Origin of the sequence: Streptomyces cyaneus (assembly GCF_004028635.1) — a bacterium.
Lineage (GTDB): Bacteria > Actinomycetota > Actinomycetes > Streptomycetales > Streptomycetaceae > Streptomyces > Streptomyces cyaneus.
On record NZ_ML138678.1, the window covers coordinates 850,082 to 870,075 of the forward strand.

Consider the following 19,994-nt stretch of genomic DNA (forward strand, 5'->3'; position numbering starts at 1 on the left):
GTCATCGCCCCCCACCCCCTATCCGGATCGCGGTCTTCAGCACCCGTCGCCCGTCGGCCACCCTCCCGGCGGAGGACAGCACGGAGTTGACGAGGTCGGCGGCGCCCGGCAGGTCCACCTCGTGGGTCAGTACGGCGTCCCCCGGCGGCTCCTCCTGACGGGTCAGGAGGAGCTCGACCGCCTGTCGCAGATGGGCGCCCGACACCCCGCGGTGCCCGTACAGGAGCAGGGGGCCGGACGGGCGGTCGAAGGGGTGCACGCGGGGCGGTCGGGGCTCGCCCCCGCAGTTGTCGGCGCGCAGGGCCGCCACGTCGAGCTCGCCGGCGGACAGCGCGACCGGACCCGGCGGCAGGCCCGCGTGCACGTCGACCAGGAGCGTGCCCCGCACATGGCGGTCCACCGCGGTCAACGCCTGGCGGGTGCCGGTGCGTGGCGTGGCGATCACGACGCCGACCGGTGCGGGCAGTTCGGCGAGCAGGTCGGGCAGGCCGGGGTCGTGCGGGTCGACCGCGTCCGTGCCGTGCCCCACCAACAGGGTGCGCAGTCCGGGGAGTTCACGCCGCCAGGCGTCTTGGGCGAGCCGTCCCACGATGCCGTCGCCCCACACGGCCAGGGACGCCGGTCGCGTCGTGCCGAGGGCGATCTCGAGGCCGTAGAGCACCGAGGCGAGCGGCTCGGCGAGGGCGGCCACCCCCGGGCGGTCCGCGCCCTCGGGCACCGGCAGGACCAGGCTGCCGCGGACGGCCGTGGCGGGGATGCGGGTGCGTTCCGCCCACAGGCCCGGCAGGTTGTGCCCGAGCAGGAACGAGGGGTCGCCGGGGTGAGTGGGGTTGACGGTGACCAGGGAGCCGGTGGGCAGGCCGCTGTCGCCGGGCTCGACGACCCGGGCCACGCCCTCGTGTCCCAGGACGCGGCTCGGGTCGTCCCGCAGCCCGCGCAGGATCTGCCAGTCGGTGCCGCAGATGCCGACGGTCACGGGTGCCAGCAGGACGTCCCCGGGTTCGAGCCGGGGCGTGGGTACCTCGGTGACCTCGACGCGGGTACGGCCCCGGGCGTCGGCCGGGAGGCGCACCAGCGCACGGTGGGCCGCGCCGCTCACGGCACGATCCCCGGCAGCCAGCGGTCGACGCGTTCCGCGCCGCGCAGCGGGTCGACCGTGCCGGGAGCGCAGAACACCAGCCGGTCGGCGAGCCAGGCCGGGTCGCGGCCCCGGTCGGCGTAGGAGGTGGCGAGGCCGAGTTGGCGGCGGAGTTCGTCGGCGTAGTGCGCGCCGAGTCCCTCGACGACGCCTCCACCGAGGCCGAGCAGGTCGAGGTGCGGGTCGAGGCACCACAGGGTCCGCAGCATGTGCGCCACCGGTTCGACGCACAGCTCCAACAGCCGTCGCGCCAGGGGGTCGTCCGCCGCGAGCGCCTCGGGGAGCCACTCCGAGACCGCCGGCCCCGTGTCGAGGCCCAGCTGTCGGGCGACGCGGGCGATGCCGGGCCCGGAGGAGATCGAGGCGAGGTGGTCCGGTGCCCCGCATTCGCACAGCAGCCCCGCCCCTTGGAGCTCGGGGCCGGTGGTCATGGCCGGGAGGTGGCCGATCTCGCCTTGAAGGCCCCGCTCGTCGACCGGGATCCGCATCCGCTCCATGTCGGCCACACGCAGCGCGATGCCGCTGCTGACGGTCAGATAGCCGACGCGCCGGACGCCGGGCCGGGCGTGCGTGGCGGCGAAGTCCACCAGGGCGGCCGTGACGTCGTTGACCAACTGCCAGGTGACATCGGGCCGGTGCGCCCGCAGCGCGGCGCCCATGTCGTACGGCGTCGTCTCCGACCCCCACAGCGGCGCCGATCCATAGACCGTGCCGGTGAGATGGTCGATGGCCGCGCCGAAGGAGATGGCCGCGCGAGCACCGGGCGGCGCCGCCCGGCACAACAACTCGACCATGTCCTCACGCAGCCGCGCGACCGACCGTCCAGGATGGTTGAGCCGACTCGGCGAGCGCAGACGCTCGACGGCCGCCCCCACTCCCCCGCCCCGCAGCCGCACCCAGGTCCCCCCGACATCCGCGACAAAGCCAGCCACCGCCTGCGATGCGCCATGGTCCGCCGCCCGGGTCCCAGCACCGACCGCCGCGCGGGCCCCCGTGCCGACCGCCGCGCGGGGCCCCGCGCCAACCACCGCTCGAGACTCCGCGTCGGTCACCGCCTGAGGTCCCGTACCGGCCACCACCTGAGGCCCCGCACCGGCCACCGGCGAAGACCCGGAACCGGTCACCGCCCGGCGTCCGGTGCCGGTCGCCATCCGAGGCCCCGCGCCAACCACCGCCTGGGATCCCGTACCAGCCACCGCCCGAGACTCCGCGTCGGTCACCGCCTGAGGCCCCGCACCGGCCACCGGCGAAGACCCGGAACCGGTCACCGCCCGGCGTCCGATGCCGGTCGCCATCCGAGGCCCCGCGCCAACCACCGCCTGAGACCCCGTACCAGCCACCGCCCGAGACTCCGCGCCAACCACCGACGAAGACCCGGCACCGGTCACCACCCGGCGTCCGATGCCGGTCGCCATCCGAGGCCCCGCGCCAACCACCGCCTGAGACCCCGTACCAGCCACCGCCCGAGACTCCGCACCGGCCACCGACGAAGACCCGGCACCGGTCACCACCCGGCGTCCGATGCCGGTCGCCGTCCGAGGCCCCGCGCCGACCACCGCCTGAGACCCCGCGCCGGTCACCGCCTGAGATCCGGTCCCGATTGCGACCTGAGGTCCGGTGCCGGTCGCCGTCCGAGTGCCCGCGCCGCTCGCCGTCTGAGGTCCCGTACCGGTCACCGCCCGAGACCCCGTACCGGTCACCGCCTGAGACCCCGCGTCGGCCACCACCTGCGACCCGTCACCAACCGTCGCTCGCGACCCGCCACCGACCGTCGCCCCGGCCCCGCTCCCGACCACCGCCCCGGCCCCGCTCCCATCCGCTGCCCCAAGCAGCTCGGGCGAAGTCCGCTGCGGTTCGGCGGCGCGATGAACGGGGGCGGGGCTGCGTCCATCAGCGGCTCCGTCGCGGGGCGCTACAAGCCTCGTCGGCGCCGCAGGCGAACGGCGAGACATCGCGGCACTTCCAGCGGAGCGCTCCGCGTCGGTCATCGCTGCTCTCCGGTCGGGGCGGGCGCGGTCAGGTGGACTTCGCCGGGGGCGGTGGGCATCGTGGCGACCTGGAAGCCTCGGAAGTCGGCGTATCGTTCCGCCACCTCGTCGAACGCGTCGAGGGCGCCGATGACCACGGTGCGGGCGCCGCTCGCCAGGGCCGCCCGCACTCCGGCGGTGGAGTCCTCGAAGACGATCGTGTCCGCCGGCTCGACGCCGAGCACGGCGGCGGCGTGCAGATAGCCCTCGGGGTGGGGCTTGCCATGGACCACGTCGTCGGCGCTCACCATGACCTCCGGCAGCGGCAGCCCCGCGGCGGCGAGCCTGACCTCGGCCAGCTTGCGGCCGGCCGACGTGACGACGGCCCAGGAACCCCGCGGCAGCGCCGCGAGGAGCGTGCCGGCACCGGGTATCTCGGTGATCCCGGTGGTCTCCGACTCCTCGTGCGCGACGAGCCGTCGGGTCTCCGCCGCCGCGAGGTCCGGGTCGGGGACGAAGTGGCCGACCGTCTCGCGGGTGGGGCGGCCGTGCGCGAACGCGAGGACCTCGGCGAGGTCGGTTCCGTGCCGTGCGCAAAAGCCCGCCCAGGTGGACTCGACAAGGGCCGTCGAGTCCACCAGCGTGCCGTCCATGTCGAACAGCAGCGCCGCCGCGCGCAGTTGCGGCAGGAGGTTGTCGGGGGTCGCCGGCGGGGCGGCCGGCTGTGCCTTGGGCATCTGTGGGTTCCTGACTATCGGAGGGAGCGGCCCAGGGGGCGGGACTGGGACACCGGCAGCCCGTCGGCGACCGGCGACCAGGTCGCGTCCTCGTGCACGACCAGGGCCTGGCCCGCGTACGGCACACCGCGCGTGCGGGCGAGTTCACCGGCCAGCCCGGCGAACGCGGCCGGGGGCATGTAGCCGCTGTAGTCGAAGTCCCGAGAGCGGCGGGCGCGGATGCCCGGGCTGTCGACCATGCCCGCGGGCAGCGCCTCGACGAACGTCACCTCGTCCGCGTCGATCTCCTGGGAGACGGACCGGATCAGCGAGCTGGCCGCGGCCTTGGTGGCGGCGTACCCGGAGCGGTTCGGGCCGGCGTTGTAGACCACCTCGGACGAGATGTGCAGGAACAGCCCGGGCGCGGCGGCCCGCAGCGACGGCAGCGCCGCCTTCAGCGTCCAGGCCAGGCCGTGCACGTTGATGGCGAACTGGTCCAGCCAGTCGGCCTCGTCGGTCTCCAGGAACGGCTCGCGCCGGGAGGTGAAGTAGATCGCCGAGTAGCAGACCAGGGAGGTCTCGGCGGGCAGGTGGGTCCGCAGCGCCTCCTTGGCCTGTTCGGGGTCCCGGAAGTCGAGCCGGTGCCATACGAGGCGGTCGGCGCCGGGACCGTCCGGCCTGCTGCGGCTGAAGACGTGGGTCTCGATGCCGTGCGCGGCCCAGGCGTCGGCGACACCGCGTCCGATGCCGGTCGATCCGCCGACCACGACCGCCGTCGGGGCACCGCGGTGCGTACGGCTCACGCGCCGACCTGCTCGGGCACGAGCGAACCGGCCGAGGGGATGTGTCCCTGGGCGTGGTCGCGCAGCAGACGCGTGGCGTCGCGCAGTTCCGCGGGCGTGACGTCGTTGACGAAGTGGTGCCGTCCGATGCCGATCGGCAGGGGCAGCCGCTGCTGGCCGTCGCGGTGGCGCACGGTGTCGAGCAGGGCGTCGTCGAGCAGGGCCGGGTCGTCCAGGACGTCGTTCCACAGGGGCAGTCCGAGCGCCCGGATCACGTCGTAGATCCGCCGGGCCTGCGCCTCGGCGACGTCGCCGCGCAGGGTGGCCAGCGCGGTCGTCAGGGCCATGTCGATGACCACGGCCTCGCCGTGCAGCAGCTCGGGCAGCGCGTGCATCTCCAGGGTCGGGCTGAAGGTGTGGCCGTAGTCCACGCAGCGCTCCAGCGCGGACTCCCAGAGGTTGGGCTGGAGTTCCTCCAGCATGAGGTGGATGGACTCGGCGATGATGGCGTCCGCGGCCCGGGAGAGGTCCTCGGTCGTTCCCTGGAGCCGGTCGGCGCGGACGGCCCCGCCCCGCGACTCCAGCAGGACGAACAGGTCCTCGGAGCGGATCAGGGCCATCTTCAGGATCTCGGCGAGGCCGTTGCTGATGTGCCGCAGGGACAGGCTGCGCAGGAAGGACCGGTCCAGGAAGGTGGCCGTGGCCGGCGCGTAGGTACCCAGACGGTTCTTGCCGCGCTCGTAGTTGACCCCGGTCTTGACGCCGACACCGGCGTCGACGAGGCCGATCAGCGTCGTGGGGATGCGGATGTACGGCGTTCCGCGCCGGTAGAGGCTCGCCGCGAAGCCGACGACATCGGTCAGCACCCCGCCGCCGACGGCGAGCACCGGCTCCCGGCGGCGGTCGATCCCGAAGTCGTTCATCGCGTCGACGACCCGCGAGACCGCGTCCCACTGCTTGACCGCCTCGTCGGCGCGCAGGGGTACGACCGTCGCGTCGATCCCGTGGGCGGTGAACCAGGCACGCATGGCGCCGCCGTAGAGCGCGTCGACGTTCTGGTCGATGACGACGAGCCGCCGGTCGCCCGGGTGCAGCGGGGCGTCGGGGCATCCGGTCAGCAGGGCGGTGTTGCCGGGTTCGAACAGGCCGTTGGAGCTGACGACGTGGTAACGCACTTGACGGACGGCCTCGACCGTCCAGAACGGGCTGCCCCCCACAGCCTGGCGAAGCCCCTGAGTGAAGACGGTTCCGCTGCGCATATCCCCTCCAGCGTGAGCTGCCATATTACGAGCGCGAAGAACTTTTCATCGGCTCGATGTCCACTATAGTAGCAGCAGAGACAGTGACTGTGTCATTTGTGTTACTCTCACAGCAGGGGGCGATGTGAGAAGCGGGCGCGCGTAGGCAGAGGGTGCTCGTCGATGACTGCGCCCTTCTTGCTCATATAGAGGAACCCCCGAGTCGCCGAGGCCTACGGAGGTCGGACGCATGGCTACGCTGGCAGAACGCTTGAACTCCTGGTTTGCCGATGCAGCCACCGCGGATACCGTCGGCCGTCTGCGCGAGCCGTCCACATCCGAGGTCGCCCAGGCCATCTCGAACGACCCGAGCCACGATGTGACGATCTCCCGGAGCTATCTCACCGCCCTGCGCAACGGCTCGCAGACCAACCCGACGGTCAGCGTGCTCTCCGCGATCGTCAAGTACTTCCAGTCCCGGGACATGACCCTGCCGGTGTCGGTGAGCGCGCTCATCAACGAGGAGCCGCCCGCCCGCCCCGCGGAGCCGCAAGAGGAATGGGCGGCGGCACTCGCCGACCGGCAGGTGCAGTCGATCGCGATGCGGGCCGGCCAGCTGACCCCCGAACTGCGTGAGCAACTGCTGTCGATCATGGACGTGCTGGACGACTCCAAGAAGTCGCCCGCCTCCGGGGACGACAAGGCGTAGGGCCCCTGCGCGTCCATCGGCCGGGGTCCCGAGGGCACCTCAGGCCGATGCGGAACAGGTCCGCATCGCGCGCAGTTCGTCGGAGAGCCGGATGAGGGTGCCGAGATCCTCCTCGTAGTCGTGGCCGTCGATGCTGCGGCGGCTGCGCGGGGCGAGGACGAAGACCGCCTCCGTCGGCGGACCGCCCTCACGCGCCTCGCGGTCGCCGTGCAGATGCAGGGCGTGGGCGATGAGGCGCGCGGACGCTCTGGGGTCGTCCTGCGGCACGGCTGTCGACATCTCCTCGGCCGCCAGCCGGAGATAGGGGCCGAGCCGGGTCAGACCGTCGCGGCACTCGACATAACGCCGGTAAACGGCGGGGGAATTCGCGAGAAAAGCATCTCGGCGGCGGCTGCGATGGTCCAGGACGAGCTCGGGATGGACTTCCACCAACCGGCGCCACAGCTCCTCGAGTCCACGGAACTGACTGCGCTGCTCCAGCCTCTCTCGAACGATCTGCGCCACGCTGACGAAAAAGGGCAGCCCGAGCCCCACGCATACCACAATGGCGGCGACCTGACCGAAGAAAAAGACGTCGGTATAGGAGATCATCCGACCCGGCTCCCGCAGCGTCGGCAGATTCACCCAGAGAAATCGGAAAATACAGGTGAAAGCCAGGCCGGTCAGACCGACGGCGATGATGTTCAGCGACAGCCGCCGCAGCGAACGCCCTCGTCGGGCATGGCGCCCGGCCAGGTAGGCACTGGCCGCGTATCCGAAGAACAGGTAGAAATTGCCGAAGTTGTAGAAGGTGCGTACACGCCAGTCCACGAGATAGTCGGACGTCAGCAGGTGATTGCGTAACTGGGTCGGCAGAATCACCGTCATGGCGAGCATCCCCGCCAGACAGACGAGGCAGGCGCCGATCTCCCAGGGCCATGGCGGCGCCCAGCGCCTCAGCGGGCTTTCCCGGAGGAAGCCGACCATGAGGCTGAGGCCGATCAGGACCTCCACATTGTATGTGATCTTGGAGAAGCCCACGAAGGTGAAGCTGTCGACGAGGCTCAGGACGAACGGCTGAGCCAGCACGTTCCCCGCGCCCATCAGCAGCAACGCCAGGCACAGATGCAGCCGCATGGGGTCCCGGAAGCGCCGCCGGATGAGCGCGGGCACGGTCCACACCGCACCGGCGAGAAGCGTGACGATGGCGATGAGATTGAGCGCGCTCACACCGCTCCGTCGGTGAGGACGAGGCTGTTGTAGACCGAGGGCCGCCAGGGCTCGTCGAGTCCGTGGCTGCGTACGCGCCGGCTCATCGAAATGGCCTGGTACATGATCGTCGACGCGATGATCTCGGCGTCGCGCTCGTCCCGGTCGGAATAGCAGGTCCGCTCCACCGTGCCCGGCGGCCGCTCGCCCTGGAGGTCGAACGCGATGATGTGTCCCACCTCGTGAAGAATGATGTGCGCTTGGTGCGCCTTGGTGGTCTTCGCCTGATAGACGATGACGTCCTCGTGGTCACGGGATATCAGCACCCCGAACGGCCCGTCGGCCGACAGATCCCACTCCATAAGCCTGATCGGCCTGCCCCGCATTTCACCGAGCTCATCACACAGCGCGGTGACGCTGAGCGGCAATTTGGGCGTGAGCCGGCGCATCAAATGTCGGCTGTGCGTGCGTAATTGAGCATCACGCAGCCGGTTTTCCCGCGCCCCCCGAGACCGCTCCGAAGTACGCCTGCCCCGTTTGCCCCACACCTGTTGAACCTCCCCCGTGCGACTGCGTCGACTCGAACCCGTGCGTCGCACAAGCGAGTCCCCGCTGATTGGTCACGGGACAAATCTACGACACCCGTAGCCGCACCTCATCGAAAAGAGATTCACATCACCGTCCTGTAACGAGAGCTTCACGCACCGCGGTGGAACCACCGCGGGGTGAGCCTCGCGGGCGATGGCGGTACTGCGTGGCAGGCGTACCGTCACATCCCCGAAGTGACCGTCGGCTGCGGCTCGGGGCCCGCCTGTCGTTCCGACTCCGCCCACAGCTTGGCGAACTGGGTGACGCGGTCCTCGATGTGGTCCGGCTCGGCGCTCAGCCAGGTACGGTCCGGGTTGGACTCCTGGTCCGGCTTGGTCTCGAAGCAGAGTTCGCCGTCGAAGATGATGAAGTCGTCCACCTTGGGGCTCGACTCCATCAGTGATCGCACCGCTATGCGCGCTTCGATGCCACGCCTGCGGTGGCGCTCGCAGAGTGCTCTGAGCTCCGGCGTGACCTCGTCCGCGTCCCGCACGACGAACAGGCGCCGGATCTCCACGCCCCGCCGCTTGATCGCCTTCTCCTGCGCGGCGAGATACCGCTCGGCGGACCCGTTGGTCCAGAACTCCCGGTCCACCGAGGTGCTGGTGGCGTCGAGGGTCATCTTGACGCAGTCGGTGATGTCGATCAGCCACTCGTTGTTCTCGCCGGGGCAGTCCGCGCTGCCGCTGCCGAGCCCTTCCATCGTCTTGGCGAGCCGGCCCAGCTCCTTTTCGGCGAAGGCCTGCACGATGTCGCCGCCCCGCTCACGGACCTTGGTGTACCCGAGCACGAGCCGGGTCACCTCGTCGGAGCGCAGCACCGAACCGTCGACCTGGCTGAACAGCGTCGTCGCGGCGAGGATCTCGTTGAAGCGTGTGTCGACCTTCTCGAACCGCTCCCCGAAGTCGATCAGGAACTGCACGATCAGCGCCGCGCTGCCGATGACGATGGACGCCACCCACTGCCAGATGTTCCCGTCGTCCTGGTCCAGGATGCTGGTCAGCAGGAAGGCCCCGCCCGCCGCCGAGGCGGTGATCAGGATCCGCCAGAACATCTTGGGCATGCGCGGCTCCGGGCGCGGTGCGTGGCCTCCGTTGTGGTTCCCTGCTCCTAAGGGCGCTCCGCTCATGTCATGTCCCCCGTGTCTGTATGTGGTTGGTTCCGCCCTCAGCGCGGGCTGAGCGCCTGGTGCGGCGTCGTTACGGCCTGGAGGGCCAGTCGATCTCTGATGCGCCGGCTGAGCTTCTCCCACTGGCGGGAGAACCCCGGTTTCTCTTCCAGCACGTCCCACAGGTGCCCCAGCGCGGGGTCCACGTGTGCGCGCGGCATCCACAGATGCAGTAGATGCACCACGACCGGATGGAGCGCCTCGACCACCGAGGGCCCGTCCGTCGCACCGATCCGGCTGTTGTCCAGCATCTGCTGAACAGTCGTCAAAAGCCAGTCGTGCAGGGCGAGATCCTCACACAGACCGGCTGCGGCGGCGGCCGGGACGTCCTGCGGCAGCCGTAACTCCATGGTCCGCAGTCCGCCCTCGGCCACGGTGAAGTTCGTCAGGGACGCGCGCTCGCCCTCGGGCTGCCGCCGAGCGACCCAACGCAGGTGTGTGGGCCGGGACTTGAAGGGCACCCTGCGGTCGAGCAGCGCGTGCCGGCGGAGCGCGGTCAGCAGGCCCTCGGCGATCGTCCCGAGGTCGAGCTCACCGCGCCCGGCACCCCGCAACACGCCCTCTGCCGTGGCCTGTTGGGGCAGCTTGCCGAACGGTTCGACCAGGCCCGGCCGGACGAGGTACTGCCCCCAGGGGCGCCGGATGTCGGGGCCGGCGGCCGGGACGCTGAAGTACGCGGTCGACTGCAACAGACGGCCCTCGGTCAGCGCCGCGCGGGCGACGACCGTACCGACGGCCCGCACCTTGCTGCCGTTGGAGGTGGGCAGCCGACAGTCCACCCCGGTCAGTACCTCGGGGGAAAGGGCGTACATGGTGGGCCGCTCGGAGACCCGGACGTGGTCGTCGGCGCGCAGCCTGAGCAGCTGGGCGGCGGCCCGGCCGTCCAGCGCCTGGAAGGACGGCAGCAGACAGGTACGCACCTCGCCGCAGGCGAGGACCGAACGCGCCGACTGTCCCAGGGCCGCCGCCATCTCAGGTCCCCTCGGCCTCGGAGGAGTCGCCGGGCTCCTCGTAGAAGACGTATGTGGCGCGCTGTGCGACGGCGGCCGGTACCGCCATCCCCTCGCCGCCGGACCGGTCGGCGACCTGCCGCAGCGCCCCGGCGTCGACGTCTATCTGGTCCAGGATGAGCCGCACGGCGTCCTCGACGGCGAGGAACCGGTTCGGCATGAGCGTGCAGGTGCGGTACGCGCTGAAGGCCGCCGTCGTGTCGGTGAGCTTGATCAGCGGCGGCAGCCGGTCCCAGTCGTGCGGGAACTCCTCGCTCTTCCAGTCCTGCGGCACCAGCACGGGCTCACCGAGGTGCCGTAACAGCCCCAGCCGGGCCAGTTGCCAAACGGCGGCCAGGAAAGGGCAGGACCACAGCCGCCAGCCGTCCTTCTCGGACCACAGCTCCACGTCCATGAAGACCGAGTGGTTGCGGGCCGCGGTCTCCTGGGGCGGCTGCCAGCCCTTGACCTCGCCCAGGGCGCTGCGGGACATCGTGGGCGTGCGCTGGCCGTTGGCGAGCCAGCCGGTCTGGCTGACGGGCGGACGGGAGCCGTAGCTGCCCGGCGGCGGCGACTCGACGAGGCGGTGCATGACCGATTCCGCGAGTTCGATGCGGTCGGCGACCGCGCAGGCCGACTCGCGGGCGAGGTAGTCGATGACGAGGCCGGCCTTCTCGGCCTCCTTCAGCACCATCGGGATCAGCTCGGCCGGGGTGGAGAAGCGGGTGAAGTAGTCGTCGATCAGGAAGCAGGTGCTGATGCGTGGCCGCTTGCTGCGGCGGGCGGCGGAGGCGCGCACGGCGTCCACCCAGATCCGTACCTCGGCGAAGTGCTCGCGCAGCCGGTCGGGCCCGGCCTCGAAGTCCTCCATGTAGAGGTGGCCCAGCTCCAGGGAGAGATGGGACAGCGGCACGGACTTGGTGACGGGCTCGGCGGTGGTCTCCCGGAAGACGGCTTCGGTCATGCCTCCTCCCAGTACTTGTCGTCGGTCAGCCGTGCGGCCAGCCGGCTCAGCGCCTGCCAGGTCTCCTGGTTGGCGATCTGGCTGTCGAGCACGTCCTCGTCGGTGATGAGCTGCTCGCGCCACTGCAGGACCGGTTCGAGGGGCACGGAGCCGAGGACCTGGCTGTAGCCGATACCGGCGGTGGAGGCGAGCTGCTTGAGGTCGCCGTCGGTCTTGCGCATCCATGCCGACTGGGTGGGCGAGACCTGGGACCACAGCGGCGATTCGGGGTCGGGTACGGCGGCCCGTACGAAGCGGATGGCGCCGCGCAGTGCCTCCTCGTCGTGACCGCGGTCGACGCCGCCGGCGACGATGCCGCGCCGGCCGAAGACCAGGCTCGCGGCGGCCGCCACATGCTGGCGGGTCCAGCGGTGGAAGACCAGCCAGCGGGCCGTGACCTCGCTCATCTCGGGCTGTGCGGTGGCCTCCAGGGCCATGTCGACGGCGTAGGAGCGGCCGGCGCTGAGGTCGACGACGACCAGGTCGAACTCGTAGTACAGCTTCATCAGCAGGTCGACGCACCGGCGCAGGTTGTCGTCGGTGGTGGCGAACTCGCCGCCGCTGACGTCACCGGGCATCAGCACGAGCCGGCCGCAGCCGGGCGGCGGGTCGCGCAGCACCTGGTGCTCGGTCCTGGCCCAGACGTCGATCCGTTCCGGCTCGCTGACCTCGCCTATCAGATAGGCGTGCAGGCCGCGTTCCTCGGTGGCCTCGCGGGCGTCGGCCACGTCGAAGACGGCCACCGCGGTGGGCGAGCCGAAGTCGAAGTCCAGGTAGCAGACGTCGTCCCCGGCCAGCGCCCGGTGGTAGGCGAGGTTGGCACTGGTCACGGAGCGGCCCGTGCCTCCCTTGTCGGAGGCGGCGAAGATCAGCACGGTTCACACTCCCCGGTCCGCGGCTTCGCGGGCGCGGGCGAGCGAGTCGAGCTGTCCCAGCACGTCGAGCGTCAACGCGTAGGCCGTACCCGGCTGTTCGTCCACGAGGCTGCGGGCGCGGCGCAACTTGACCTCGATGTTCCTGAGTTCCATCCCGTGCCGGCCGGCGTCCGTGGGCGCGGGTTCCATCTGTTCGTTGCCCAGGAGGTGGGCGGACTCGCTGAGCAACGCCCTTGCCAGCTCGGTGAGTTCGAGGCTGCGGATCGGTGGCTGGCGGTACATCTCGTGGGCCTGGACCATGACCTCGGTGACCCGCTCGGTGATGCTCCAGGACACCGGTACGCGGCGCTTGTGGATCTCCGCGTCGGGATAGGCGGCGTGGATGTTGTCCCACAGGCCGACGCCCTCGCCGTCGCGGATGCGGCGCCGCCACATGTGGTCGAAGATGTCCTCGGCGAGTCTGAGCAGCCGGTCGTGCGAGGCGAGGTTGCGCGACAGCGTACACAGCTGGACGGTTCGCTTCAGCAGCTGGGCCGAGAAGTCGGTCATGGACCACGTCATGAGCGGGCCGACCCGCTCACTGCCCTGCAACGGCAGCTTGACGCCCATGTTGTGCAGTTCGTGGATCACGGGGTCGTCGACCGTCATCCGGCTGGTGATACGGCCGCGCTCGGCGAGGCGCTCCATGACGCCGACGGTGCGGGTCAGGTCGTCGTCGGTGGCCCGGCGCCGCATCAGGTCGTGCACGAGGATGGCGGCGACGGAGAGGGAGAAGTACTCGGACTCCAGCTTCTGTCCCGTCGTACGCCAGGGCAGGTCCTCCAGGGGCCAGCGGTCGGCGTCGAAGCGGGCGATACGGGACCAGTACTGCTGGGTGAGCTCCCACCGCAGCCGGAGCGCCTCGGCGAGCTTCTGCTGTTCGGCGTTGAGCAGTCCGAGGGTGAGGGTGCGGTCGGAGAACAGGTCCTGGATACCGTCGAGGGCGACCACCGTGAAGTACAGATACGGCACCGCGTTGGCGACGCCCTCGGGCTGCGGCCCGATGGGTTCGTCGGTCTCGATCTCGGGGGCGTCCTTCACCAGGCTCCACGCCCAGCCGCATTCGAAGAGCTGGTTCTCGTCCTTGAGCCCTTCCTCGACGTCGATACCGAGGCTCACGCTCTCGACGATCGCGGCGCGCAGTGGACGGAAACGGTTCTGGAACTTGTTGAGCACCTGCCGCTGCGACTGCCGTCCCTGACCGAGGAGTTCGATGAGGGTACGGCCCTGGGAGGAGTCCGTGTCGAAGACGTTGACCGTGAAGGAGCGCAGCAGGCTCACCATGGCTGCCGTGAGTCTGCTGCTGGTGGCCGCGCGCAGCTCGGCGATCGTCTCCTTGATGTCGCTGCGCCGGGTCCTGGTCTCGTAGACCTTGAGGAAGCCGAGCGTGGCGAGGCACAGGGTGATCGACATGGAGAACGAGTCGGTCACGCCGAGTTGGCGCTGCTCCTCGCTGAGCTCCTTGGTCTTGTCGGCCGACCCGAAGTAGTAACCCCCGGCGAAGGTGGGCCTCTTGTCCTCGCCGGTGTGGGTCCGCATGAACTCGGCCGCGGCCGTGACGATGTTGGCCGGGATGTCCAGGCGTCCGCCGGCCTTCTTCAGGACCTGCTGGACGTCGTCCTGTGTGGTGTCCGGGTCGTCCAGCCGGAAGGCGGGGATCTCGGTGGCCGGGTACAGCAGGCAGAGCAGCCGCTCGGCGTCGGCAACACTGCTCACTCCGCCCCATTCGCCCCAGTCCCACTCTCCCCCGTCGAAAGAGTGGCGAGCGATCGCCTGCCAGATGTCCAGCAGATGCTGGCGTGGCTTGATCTGCATCCCATGCCCCTCACACAGGCCACAATGCCATCAATTGAGGAATATCGCTTTTCTGTTGTGAAGATTCACGGATCAGTCGATCGGAATCGCCGCATCCGAATTTCGACGCCAGCCGTAGGCGACGATCATTCCCTTATAGCCTTTGCGTACCCGCGCCGAGGACTTGAGCGGCATGACCTTGAAGTCCCTGGCGAACCGCTCCAGGCTCGCGTACACATCAGACTCTCCCACGTCACACGCGGGGAAGAAATGCTCACCCGCGTGATAACCCTTTGAATGGGCCATGAAGGCGGCGGCAAAGGGGGCGTCCGGGGCCAGGGCCCGCATGAAACGCTCCACACCCAGTGCGAACTCGCCGGGGGAGGTGGTCATCGACTCGGCGACGAAGAACATGGTCCCCACGGACCACCGTCCCTCGTGCTCCTTGAGTTCGAAGATGTCGCCCTGCTCGACCTTGACGACCTCGCGGAACCTTTCACGCGGGTCCACGCCAAGGGAGTTGTAGGCCTTCTTCCGGCACAGGGCGGTCCAGAACTTGTCCCAGTTCTTCTCGTAGGAGCGCACCTGGCCCTTGAGGTACTTCACATTCGGGGACGAGCGCTCGAAGAGGGTGATCTCGTCGCACCAGGGCAGCATGGCCAGTGCGGGATAGAGATTCACGCCCGCGCCCACATCGATACCGGAAACCGACCCGACGCCCTGCTTCCGGAAGTGATCGCCGAAATGATCCCGGATGATCTGCAGGATCTCCGCGTCCTCTGGCTGTAAGTCGCGGTAATTGCGATCAAGGTAGGCGATCGAGTCGAATGCCTCGTCCCACGGCACATCGGCATTCTTCACCTGGACGCCCTGCGACGATCTCTGGGTCATTCCACCAACGGTACCAAAAGGAGGCGCACTGGGAGCGCGTTGGGGCATACATATCATGCGGTCTTGAAGACCCGGATCGCGCTGCTCAAGATGGGCGGACCTCTACTGAGCACCTGAAACGGCAGGCAACAGGTACTCACCCGCACGAGTGACTCCATTCCATCACACAGGGGGCGGATGATGGCGCTACCGGAGGAACGTTTCCCTTTCCCGGGGAGCCACACTGACCAGGCGTTCTTCGCGGACCGCGCCGACCGGCCACTGACCATGCGAGGGGTCACCGAGACCGACCTGCCCGAACTCCTCCGCGTGGACAGGGAGGTCTTCCCGGACGATCCGTACCCCTACTTCGTCCTGCGCCAGCACTTCGACGTGCACGGCGACCGCATCCTCGTCCTCGACGACGGGGAGTGCCTGCATGGCTATGTCCTCTTCGTGACCACCTCGGACGGCTATGTGTGCTGGGTCCTGAGCCTGGCCGTCAGCGCCGACCAGCGGGGCCGTGGGCTGGGCAAGCGGCTGATGCTGGAGGTGCTGCGGCAGTTGCGCAGGGAGCGGGTGCACGAGGTGCGGCTGACCGTGGAGCCGACGAACGCGGCGGCGATCCAGCTGTACCGGACGCTGGGGTTCTCGCCCGAGGGGGGAGTGCACAGGGACTACCTGGGCCCCGAGGAGGATCGGCTCATCATGACGCTGGGGTTGGGTCCGGCGTAGTACGTGCCGGGGGGTAATCCCCAGTAGAGGTCCGGGAGTTACCAGGATGTGACGAACCGTCAATCCCCGCCAGGCTGCTGTGCATGAAGCAGATCACCAAGAGCGCCGCCCTGATCGCCGCCGCCTCCGGAGTCGTCTTCGGGCTCGTCACCCCGCTGACCGCGTCCGCCACCGGTACGCCCGCGCCGCTGAGATGGACCAAGTGCGAGGGCAGTGGCCTGGATTCACGGCAGGAGTGCGCGACCGTCTCCGTACCGATGGACTACGCCGACCCCGGCGGCCCGAAGATCGACATCGCCGTCTCCCGAATCCCCAGCGAGAAGCCGTCGGCCCGCCGGGGCACCCTGCTGATCATCGCGGGCGGGCCCGGGGGGACGAGCCTCGGCGAACCCTCGGACAAGGGGCAGCGGCTGCCGCGGGAGGTACGGGAGGCCTACGACCTGATCGGGTTCGCCCCGCGCGGCAACGCGCCTTCAGCGCCGGTCAGTTGTGACCTTCAGGAAGGCGACCTCGCCCTGACGAAGTCGCGCCCGTGGCCCGCCCCCGACGGGTCCGTCACCGAGAACATGGCCTACGCCCGGCGCGTCTCGGACGCCTGCGCGCGCAATGGCGGCGAGCTGATGAAGCACATCAGCACCAAGAACAACGCCCGCGACATCGACCGCATCCGGGCCGCGCTCGGCGAACGCAAGCTGTCGGCGTGGGGCGACTCGTACGGCACGTACGTCGGTACGGCGTACCTCGAGCTGTTCCCGCACCGCACCGACCGCATCGTGCTGGACAGCAACGACGACGCCGACCCGGTGCGGGCGGAGCGCGCCTGGCTGCAGGCGTTCGAGGCGGGCGTCGAGGACAACTTCCCCGAGTTCGCCAAGTGGGCGTCGGCGCCCGGCAATCGGTACCGGCTCGCCCACACCGCCGCCGAGGTGCGCCCGCTCTTCCTCCGCCTCGCCGCCCGTCTGGACCGCGAGCCGATCCCCTGGCCCGGCGCCAACCCGGCGGAGCTGAACGGCAACGTACTGCGCCAGACCATGCTGGACAGCCTCTACGACCCCGACGACTACCCGCTCCTGGCCGAGCTGATGCTGGCCGCGCAGAAGGGCGAGGTGCCGCCCGCGCCCCAGCTGCCGCCGTTGCCCGCGCTGCAGAACGGCGCCGCGGTCGGATCCGCCACCATCTGCAACGACGGTGCCTGGCCCAGGTCGGCGGCCGAGTACGAGAAGGGCGTCGCCGCGAGCCGGGCGAAGTATCCGCTGACCGCGGGCATGCCGAGGAACGCGATGATGTGCGCCGCCTGGCCGTGGCAGCCGAAGGAGGCGCCGGTGCGGGCCACCGAGCACGGCCCGTCCAACGTCCTCCTCGTCCAGAACGAGCGGGACGTGGCCACGCCACTGAGCGGCGCCCTGAAGCTGCGCGAAGACCTCGGCAGGCGGGCCGTCATGGTCACCGTGAATTCCACCGGCCATGGCGCCTACCTGGAAAACGGCAACGCGTGCGGTGACACCACCGTGTCCCGCTTCCTGGCGACCGGGGAACGGCCGGCCCGGGATCTCTACTGCGACTGAGCACACCTGCGGTAGTGGCGGGCCAGCGCGTGGAAGGCTTCCTTCGGTTCCCAGTGCCAGTCCGATGCCGGGTCGTCGGGGCGGTCCTTGATCGGCTTGGTGATGGCGTAGCTCGCCAGATCGAGGTCGTAGCGAGGGTTGTCGGGGCGGTGGGGGGCGTCCGGGGTGACGAACTCGAAGGCCATCGCCGCGTACAGGCCCATCGACTCGAAGACCTCCAGCAGATCGACCATGTAGGCGGCCTGTGTGCGCTCGCTGCGCACCAGGTCGCCCTTGATCTCGTTGGGCTCCTTGGTGTGGTCGACGATGTTCCAGCCCATGCCGCCGGCCTCGGGGGCACCGACGTACGCGCACGTGCCGAACTCGGTGATGGCCAGGGGCTTGCCCCAGCGCAGGTAGTGGCGCAACTCCCGTATGTAGTCGGCTGGTTGGCGATGGGACGAGTAGTAGTCGATACCGACGATGTCGAAGAGGCTCCAGTCGACCGGTTCGAACTCCTCGTCCTGTGCGGCGGCGTAGCTGAGGCGGCCGTGGAAGACGGAGCGGCCGACGGTCGCCGCCTTGGTGGTGAAGCGAGCGAGGCGGCGCTGCATCTTCTCCATGTCGACCGTGCCCTTCAGGAGGTTCTCGACCCGGTCCAGGACCGTCTCCCCCGGCACGATCCCCGGCACGAACAGCCAGAACTCGCAGCCCACGCTGAAGTCGACGCTCGCGCCCTGCCGGCGCAGCCGCTCCGCGAACCGGCCGCACTCGGCGATGCTCTCCAGGATGTCCCGCTCCGGTATGTCCCCCAGGGTCGGCTGGAGCCAGACGTGCAGCCCGCGTTCGGCGGCCTCGGCGGCCGTAGCGGTGAGGCGCTCGACGCCGTCGCCGGTGACGTCGAGGGTGCCGGCGTGCAGCTCGTCGCGGATCACCCGGACGTCCTCGCGCATCCGGGCGGCACTCCACGCGGTGCCGGGTGTCTCACCCTCCCCGACGGTGTAGACGACGCCCCGGTGCTTCAGTCCCCTGCCCTTCAGTCCCCTGCGCTCCGGCGCCGGCCCGGTCGCCGCTGCCTGCCCCGCCGGCACCACCGCCCCCGCCAGCCCGATGGCAGCCGCCCCCGCCAGAAACCGTGCCCTGCTGATCCCCTTGGTCTTCTCCATACGGCCACTGTGGCGAGCGCGGCCCGTCCGCACCGTCCGCCGAAGGTCTACGGCGCTGCAACCAAGGGATGAGACAGGGCGTCGATCACTGAAGAGATCGTCGAAGGCCAACGAGCGAAGGAGAGCAAGATCTTAAGCTCCGCTTCCACCCCCAAGCCCCCGGTGACCCGACGCACGCTGCTGACAGCCGGCACCGCCGCCACCGCGGCCGCCCTGCTCCCGGGCGCCCCCGCCCACGCCACCCCCGGCGACGACGGCGTCACCGCCCGCCTCCGGGCGCTGGAGGAACAACACGGCGCCCGTCTGGGCGTGTTCGCACACAACCTCGCCACGAAGCAGACCGTCCGCCACCGCGCCGACGAACGGTTCCCGATCTGCTCCCTCTTCAAGACCCTGGCGGCCGCGGCCGTGCTGCGCGACCTGGACCGGGACGGCGAGGTCCTCGCCAAGCGCATCCACTACACGGCGGCCGACCTCGTCGAGAACTCCAAGGAGACCGAGAAGCACCTCGCCACCGGCATGACCGTCGCCGAACTCGCCGACGTGGCCATCCGGTTCAGCGACAACACGGCCGGAAACCTCCTCCTGCGCGAACTCGGCGGCCCCACCGCCGTCACCCGCTTCGCCCGCTCCCTCGGCGACCCGGTGACCCGCCTGGACCGCTGGGAGACGGAGCTGAACTCGGCGGAGCCGTGGCGCACCACGGACACCACGAGCCCGCGCGCAATCGGCCGGACGTACGCCCGCCTGGTCCTCGGCAACGCCCTGAACCGCCCCGACCGCGACCTCCTCACTTACTGGCTGCTGAACAACACCACCAGCGGCAACCGCCTCCGCGCCGGCCTGCCCAAGACATGGGCGATCGCGGACAAGACAGGCGGCGGCTTCTACGGCACGAACAACAACGTGGGGATCGCCTGGACGGAGAACGGCACCCCGCTCGTCCTGGCGGTCCAGACGACGAAGCCGGAGCAGGACGCGGCGCCGGACCACGCCCTGATCGTCGAGACGGCGGCGCTCCTGGCGGAAACGCTCAGCTGAAGCGCCGCACGTAACGCCGCTGCCACGGCGTCTCCACGGCGTGCCGGTCGTAGCCCCGCCGCACGAAGTCCACGGCCTCCTCGGCCGGTACGCCGTCCAGCACCGCCAGACACGCCAGCGCCGTCCCCGTACGACCGCGACCCCCGCCGCACGCGATCTCCACGCGTTCGACGGCGGCCCGCTCCCAGGCTTCGGCGAGGGCGGTGCGGGCGGCCGCGCGGTCGGACGGCAGGCGGAAGTCCGGCCAGCGGAGCCAGTGGGCTTCCCAGCGGGCTTCGGGGGGTGGCTTGCCGAGGAGATAGATGCCGTACGACGGGGTCGGCGCCCCCGGTTCGAGGGGGCGGCGCAGGCCCCGGCCCCGGATCAGTCGCCCGGACGGCAGCCGGAGCACGCCCGGTGCCCGCTCGTCCCAGCGTTTCTCGCTGTCCGCCACACTCTCCACAC

Annotated in this window: 19 protein-coding genes; 4 read left to right on the top strand and 15 right to left on the bottom strand. The window is 70.2% G+C overall.

Annotated elements, in window-relative coordinates; genetic code table 11:
• Position 1: 1 nt before the first annotated feature.
• The 5 genes from EHO50_RS03795 to EHO50_RS03815 all read right to left on the bottom strand — a co-directional run bounded on the left by EHO50_RS03795 (position 2) and on the right by EHO50_RS03815 (position 5,862).
• Positions 2 to 1,099 (bottom strand): alcohol dehydrogenase catalytic domain-containing protein, encoded by a 1,098-nt coding sequence (locus EHO50_RS03795; protein ID WP_128428350.1) that lies wholly within the window; start codon positions 1,097 to 1,099, stop codon positions 2 to 4.
• On the bottom strand, positions 1,096 to 2,070 hold the full coding sequence (locus EHO50_RS03800) for an ROK family protein (protein WP_128428351.1): 975 nt from the start codon (positions 2,068 to 2,070) through the stop codon (positions 1,096 to 1,098). Before EHO50_RS03800 ends, EHO50_RS03795 begins: the two co-directional genes overlap by 4 nt.
• A 1,052-nt stretch (positions 2,071 to 3,122) precedes the next feature.
• Positions 3,123 to 3,842, bottom strand: coding sequence for an HAD-IA family hydrolase (locus EHO50_RS03805; RefSeq protein WP_246101003.1), 720 nt, complete (start codon positions 3,840 to 3,842; stop codon positions 3,123 to 3,125).
• Between the two features lie 14 nt (positions 3,843 to 3,856).
• Positions 3,857 to 4,624 (bottom strand): SDR family NAD(P)-dependent oxidoreductase, encoded by a 768-nt coding sequence (locus EHO50_RS03810; RefSeq protein WP_128428352.1) that lies wholly within the window; start codon positions 4,622 to 4,624, stop codon positions 3,857 to 3,859.
• Positions 4,621 to 5,862, bottom strand: a complete 1,242-nt coding sequence (locus EHO50_RS03815) for a sedoheptulose 7-phosphate cyclase (protein WP_128428353.1) — start codon at positions 5,860 to 5,862, stop codon at positions 4,621 to 4,623. The genes EHO50_RS03810 and EHO50_RS03815 overlap by 4 nt, the downstream gene beginning before the upstream one ends.
• Before the next feature lie 229 nt (positions 5,863 to 6,091).
• Between EHO50_RS03815 and EHO50_RS03820 the strand changes: the two genes are divergently transcribed.
• The gene (locus EHO50_RS03820; protein WP_128428354.1) at positions 6,092 to 6,550 is read left to right on the top strand and encodes a hypothetical protein; all 459 of its coding nucleotides are present in this window, start codon (positions 6,092 to 6,094) and stop codon (positions 6,548 to 6,550) included.
• A 39-nt stretch (positions 6,551 to 6,589) separates the two neighbouring features.
• Here the strand turns inward: EHO50_RS03820 and EHO50_RS03825 are convergent, their stop codons facing one another.
• The 8 genes from EHO50_RS03825 to EHO50_RS03860 all read right to left on the bottom strand — a co-directional run bounded on the left by EHO50_RS03825 (position 6,590) and on the right by EHO50_RS03860 (position 15,085).
• A complete protein-coding gene (locus EHO50_RS03825; RefSeq protein ID WP_128428355.1) occupies positions 6,590 to 7,759 on the bottom strand; it encodes an MAB_1171c family putative transporter in 1,170 nt (389 codons plus the stop codon).
• Positions 7,756 to 8,187: a hypothetical protein gene (locus tag EHO50_RS03830; RefSeq protein WP_246101004.1), complete on the bottom strand. Its 432-nt coding sequence runs from the start codon at positions 8,185 to 8,187 to the stop codon at positions 7,756 to 7,758. The genes EHO50_RS03825 and EHO50_RS03830 overlap by 4 nt, the downstream gene beginning before the upstream one ends.
• A 320-nt stretch (positions 8,188 to 8,507) precedes the next feature.
• Positions 8,508 to 9,389 carry a DUF6879 family protein gene (locus EHO50_RS03835; protein WP_246101005.1) on the bottom strand — a complete coding sequence of 294 codons (882 nt, stop codon included), beginning with the start codon at positions 9,387 to 9,389 and terminating at the stop codon, positions 8,508 to 8,510.
• A gap of 104 nt (positions 9,390 to 9,493) precedes the next feature.
• Positions 9,494 to 10,465 (bottom strand): SCO2521 family protein, encoded by a 972-nt coding sequence (locus EHO50_RS03840; RefSeq protein WP_128428358.1) that lies wholly within the window; start codon positions 10,463 to 10,465, stop codon positions 9,494 to 9,496.
• Between the two features lies 1 nt (position 10,466).
• Complete coding sequence (locus EHO50_RS03845; protein ID WP_128428359.1) at positions 10,467 to 11,447, bottom strand: SCO2522 family protein; 981 nt, start codon at positions 11,445 to 11,447, stop codon at positions 10,467 to 10,469.
• Positions 11,444 to 12,361, bottom strand: coding sequence for an SCO2523 family variant P-loop protein (locus EHO50_RS03850; protein WP_128428360.1), 918 nt, complete (start codon positions 12,359 to 12,361; stop codon positions 11,444 to 11,446). Before EHO50_RS03850 ends, EHO50_RS03845 begins: the two co-directional genes overlap by 4 nt.
• Positions 12,362 to 12,364: 3 nt before the next feature.
• The gene (locus EHO50_RS03855) at positions 12,365 to 14,215 is read right to left on the bottom strand and encodes an SCO2524 family protein (protein WP_128428361.1); all 1,851 of its coding nucleotides are present in this window, start codon (positions 14,213 to 14,215) and stop codon (positions 12,365 to 12,367) included.
• A gap of 72 nt (positions 14,216 to 14,287) precedes the next feature.
• Positions 14,288 to 15,085, bottom strand: coding sequence for an SCO2525 family SAM-dependent methyltransferase (locus EHO50_RS03860; protein ID WP_128428362.1), 798 nt, complete (start codon positions 15,083 to 15,085; stop codon positions 14,288 to 14,290).
• Positions 15,086 to 15,262: 177 nt separating this feature from the next.
• Between EHO50_RS03860 and EHO50_RS03865 the strand changes: the two genes are divergently transcribed.
• Together EHO50_RS03865 and EHO50_RS03870 are read left to right on the top strand one after the other, a co-directional pair.
• A complete protein-coding gene (locus EHO50_RS03865; RefSeq protein ID WP_246101006.1) occupies positions 15,263 to 15,799 on the top strand; it encodes a GNAT family N-acetyltransferase in 537 nt (178 codons plus the stop codon).
• An 83-nt stretch (positions 15,800 to 15,882) separates the two neighbouring features.
• Positions 15,883 to 17,364, top strand: a complete 1,482-nt coding sequence (locus EHO50_RS03870) for an alpha/beta hydrolase (protein WP_128428363.1) — start codon at positions 15,883 to 15,885, stop codon at positions 17,362 to 17,364.
• Here EHO50_RS03870 and EHO50_RS03875 read toward each other — a convergent pair.
• Complete coding sequence (locus EHO50_RS03875) at positions 17,352 to 18,509, bottom strand: glycoside hydrolase family 113 protein (RefSeq protein ID WP_128428364.1); 1,158 nt, start codon at positions 18,507 to 18,509, stop codon at positions 17,352 to 17,354. The two genes, EHO50_RS03870 and EHO50_RS03875, sit on opposite strands and share 13 nt — an antisense overlap.
• 162 nt (positions 18,510 to 18,671) lie before the next feature.
• Here EHO50_RS03875 and bla point away from each other — a divergent pair, with 162 nt between their 5' ends.
• Positions 18,672 to 19,550, top strand: coding sequence for a class A beta-lactamase (gene bla, locus EHO50_RS03880; RefSeq protein WP_128428365.1), 879 nt, complete (start codon positions 18,672 to 18,674; stop codon positions 19,548 to 19,550).
• Here bla and EHO50_RS03885 read toward each other — a convergent pair.
• A complete protein-coding gene (locus tag EHO50_RS03885) occupies positions 19,543 to 19,992 on the bottom strand; it encodes a phosphatase domain-containing protein (protein ID WP_246101007.1) in 450 nt (149 codons plus the stop codon). The genes bla and EHO50_RS03885 overlap by 8 nt on opposite strands.
• Positions 19,993 to 19,994: the final 2 nt, after the last annotated feature.

Excerpts from the sequence above, each read along its gene's own strand:
- EHO50_RS03805 (WP_246101003.1), bottom strand. The coding sequence starts at position 3,842 with ATGCCCAAGGCACAGCCGGCCGCCCCGCCGGCGACCCCCGACAACCTC.
- EHO50_RS03815 (WP_128428353.1), bottom strand. The coding sequence starts at position 5,862 with ATGCGCAGCGGAACCGTCTTCACTCAGGGGCTTCGCCAGGCTGTGGGG.
- EHO50_RS03820 (WP_128428354.1), top strand. The coding sequence starts at position 6,092 with ATGGCTACGCTGGCAGAACGCTTGAACTCCTGGTTTGCCGATGCAGCC.
- EHO50_RS03830 (WP_246101004.1), bottom strand. The coding sequence starts at position 8,187 with ATGCGCCGGCTCACGCCCAAATTGCCGCTCAGCGTCACCGCGCTGTGT.
- EHO50_RS03835 (WP_246101005.1), bottom strand. The coding sequence starts at position 9,389 with ATGCCCAAGATGTTCTGGCGGATCCTGATCACCGCCTCGGCGGCGGGC.
- EHO50_RS03840 (WP_128428358.1), bottom strand. The coding sequence starts at position 10,465 with ATGGCGGCGGCCCTGGGACAGTCGGCGCGTTCGGTCCTCGCCTGCGGC.
- EHO50_RS03845 (WP_128428359.1), bottom strand. The coding sequence starts at position 11,447 with ATGACCGAAGCCGTCTTCCGGGAGACCACCGCCGAGCCCGTCACCAAG.
- EHO50_RS03855 (WP_128428361.1), bottom strand. The coding sequence starts at position 14,215 with ATGCAGATCAAGCCACGCCAGCATCTGCTGGACATCTGGCAGGCGATC.
- EHO50_RS03860 (WP_128428362.1), bottom strand. The coding sequence starts at position 15,085 with ATGACCCAGAGATCGTCGCAGGGCGTCCAGGTGAAGAATGCCGATGTG.
- EHO50_RS03865 (WP_246101006.1), top strand. The coding sequence starts at position 15,263 with ATGATGGCGCTACCGGAGGAACGTTTCCCTTTCCCGGGGAGCCACACT.
- EHO50_RS03870 (WP_128428363.1), top strand. The coding sequence starts at position 15,883 with ATGAAGCAGATCACCAAGAGCGCCGCCCTGATCGCCGCCGCCTCCGGA.
- EHO50_RS03875 (WP_128428364.1), bottom strand. The coding sequence starts at position 18,509 with ATGGAGAAGACCAAGGGGATCAGCAGGGCACGGTTTCTGGCGGGGGCG.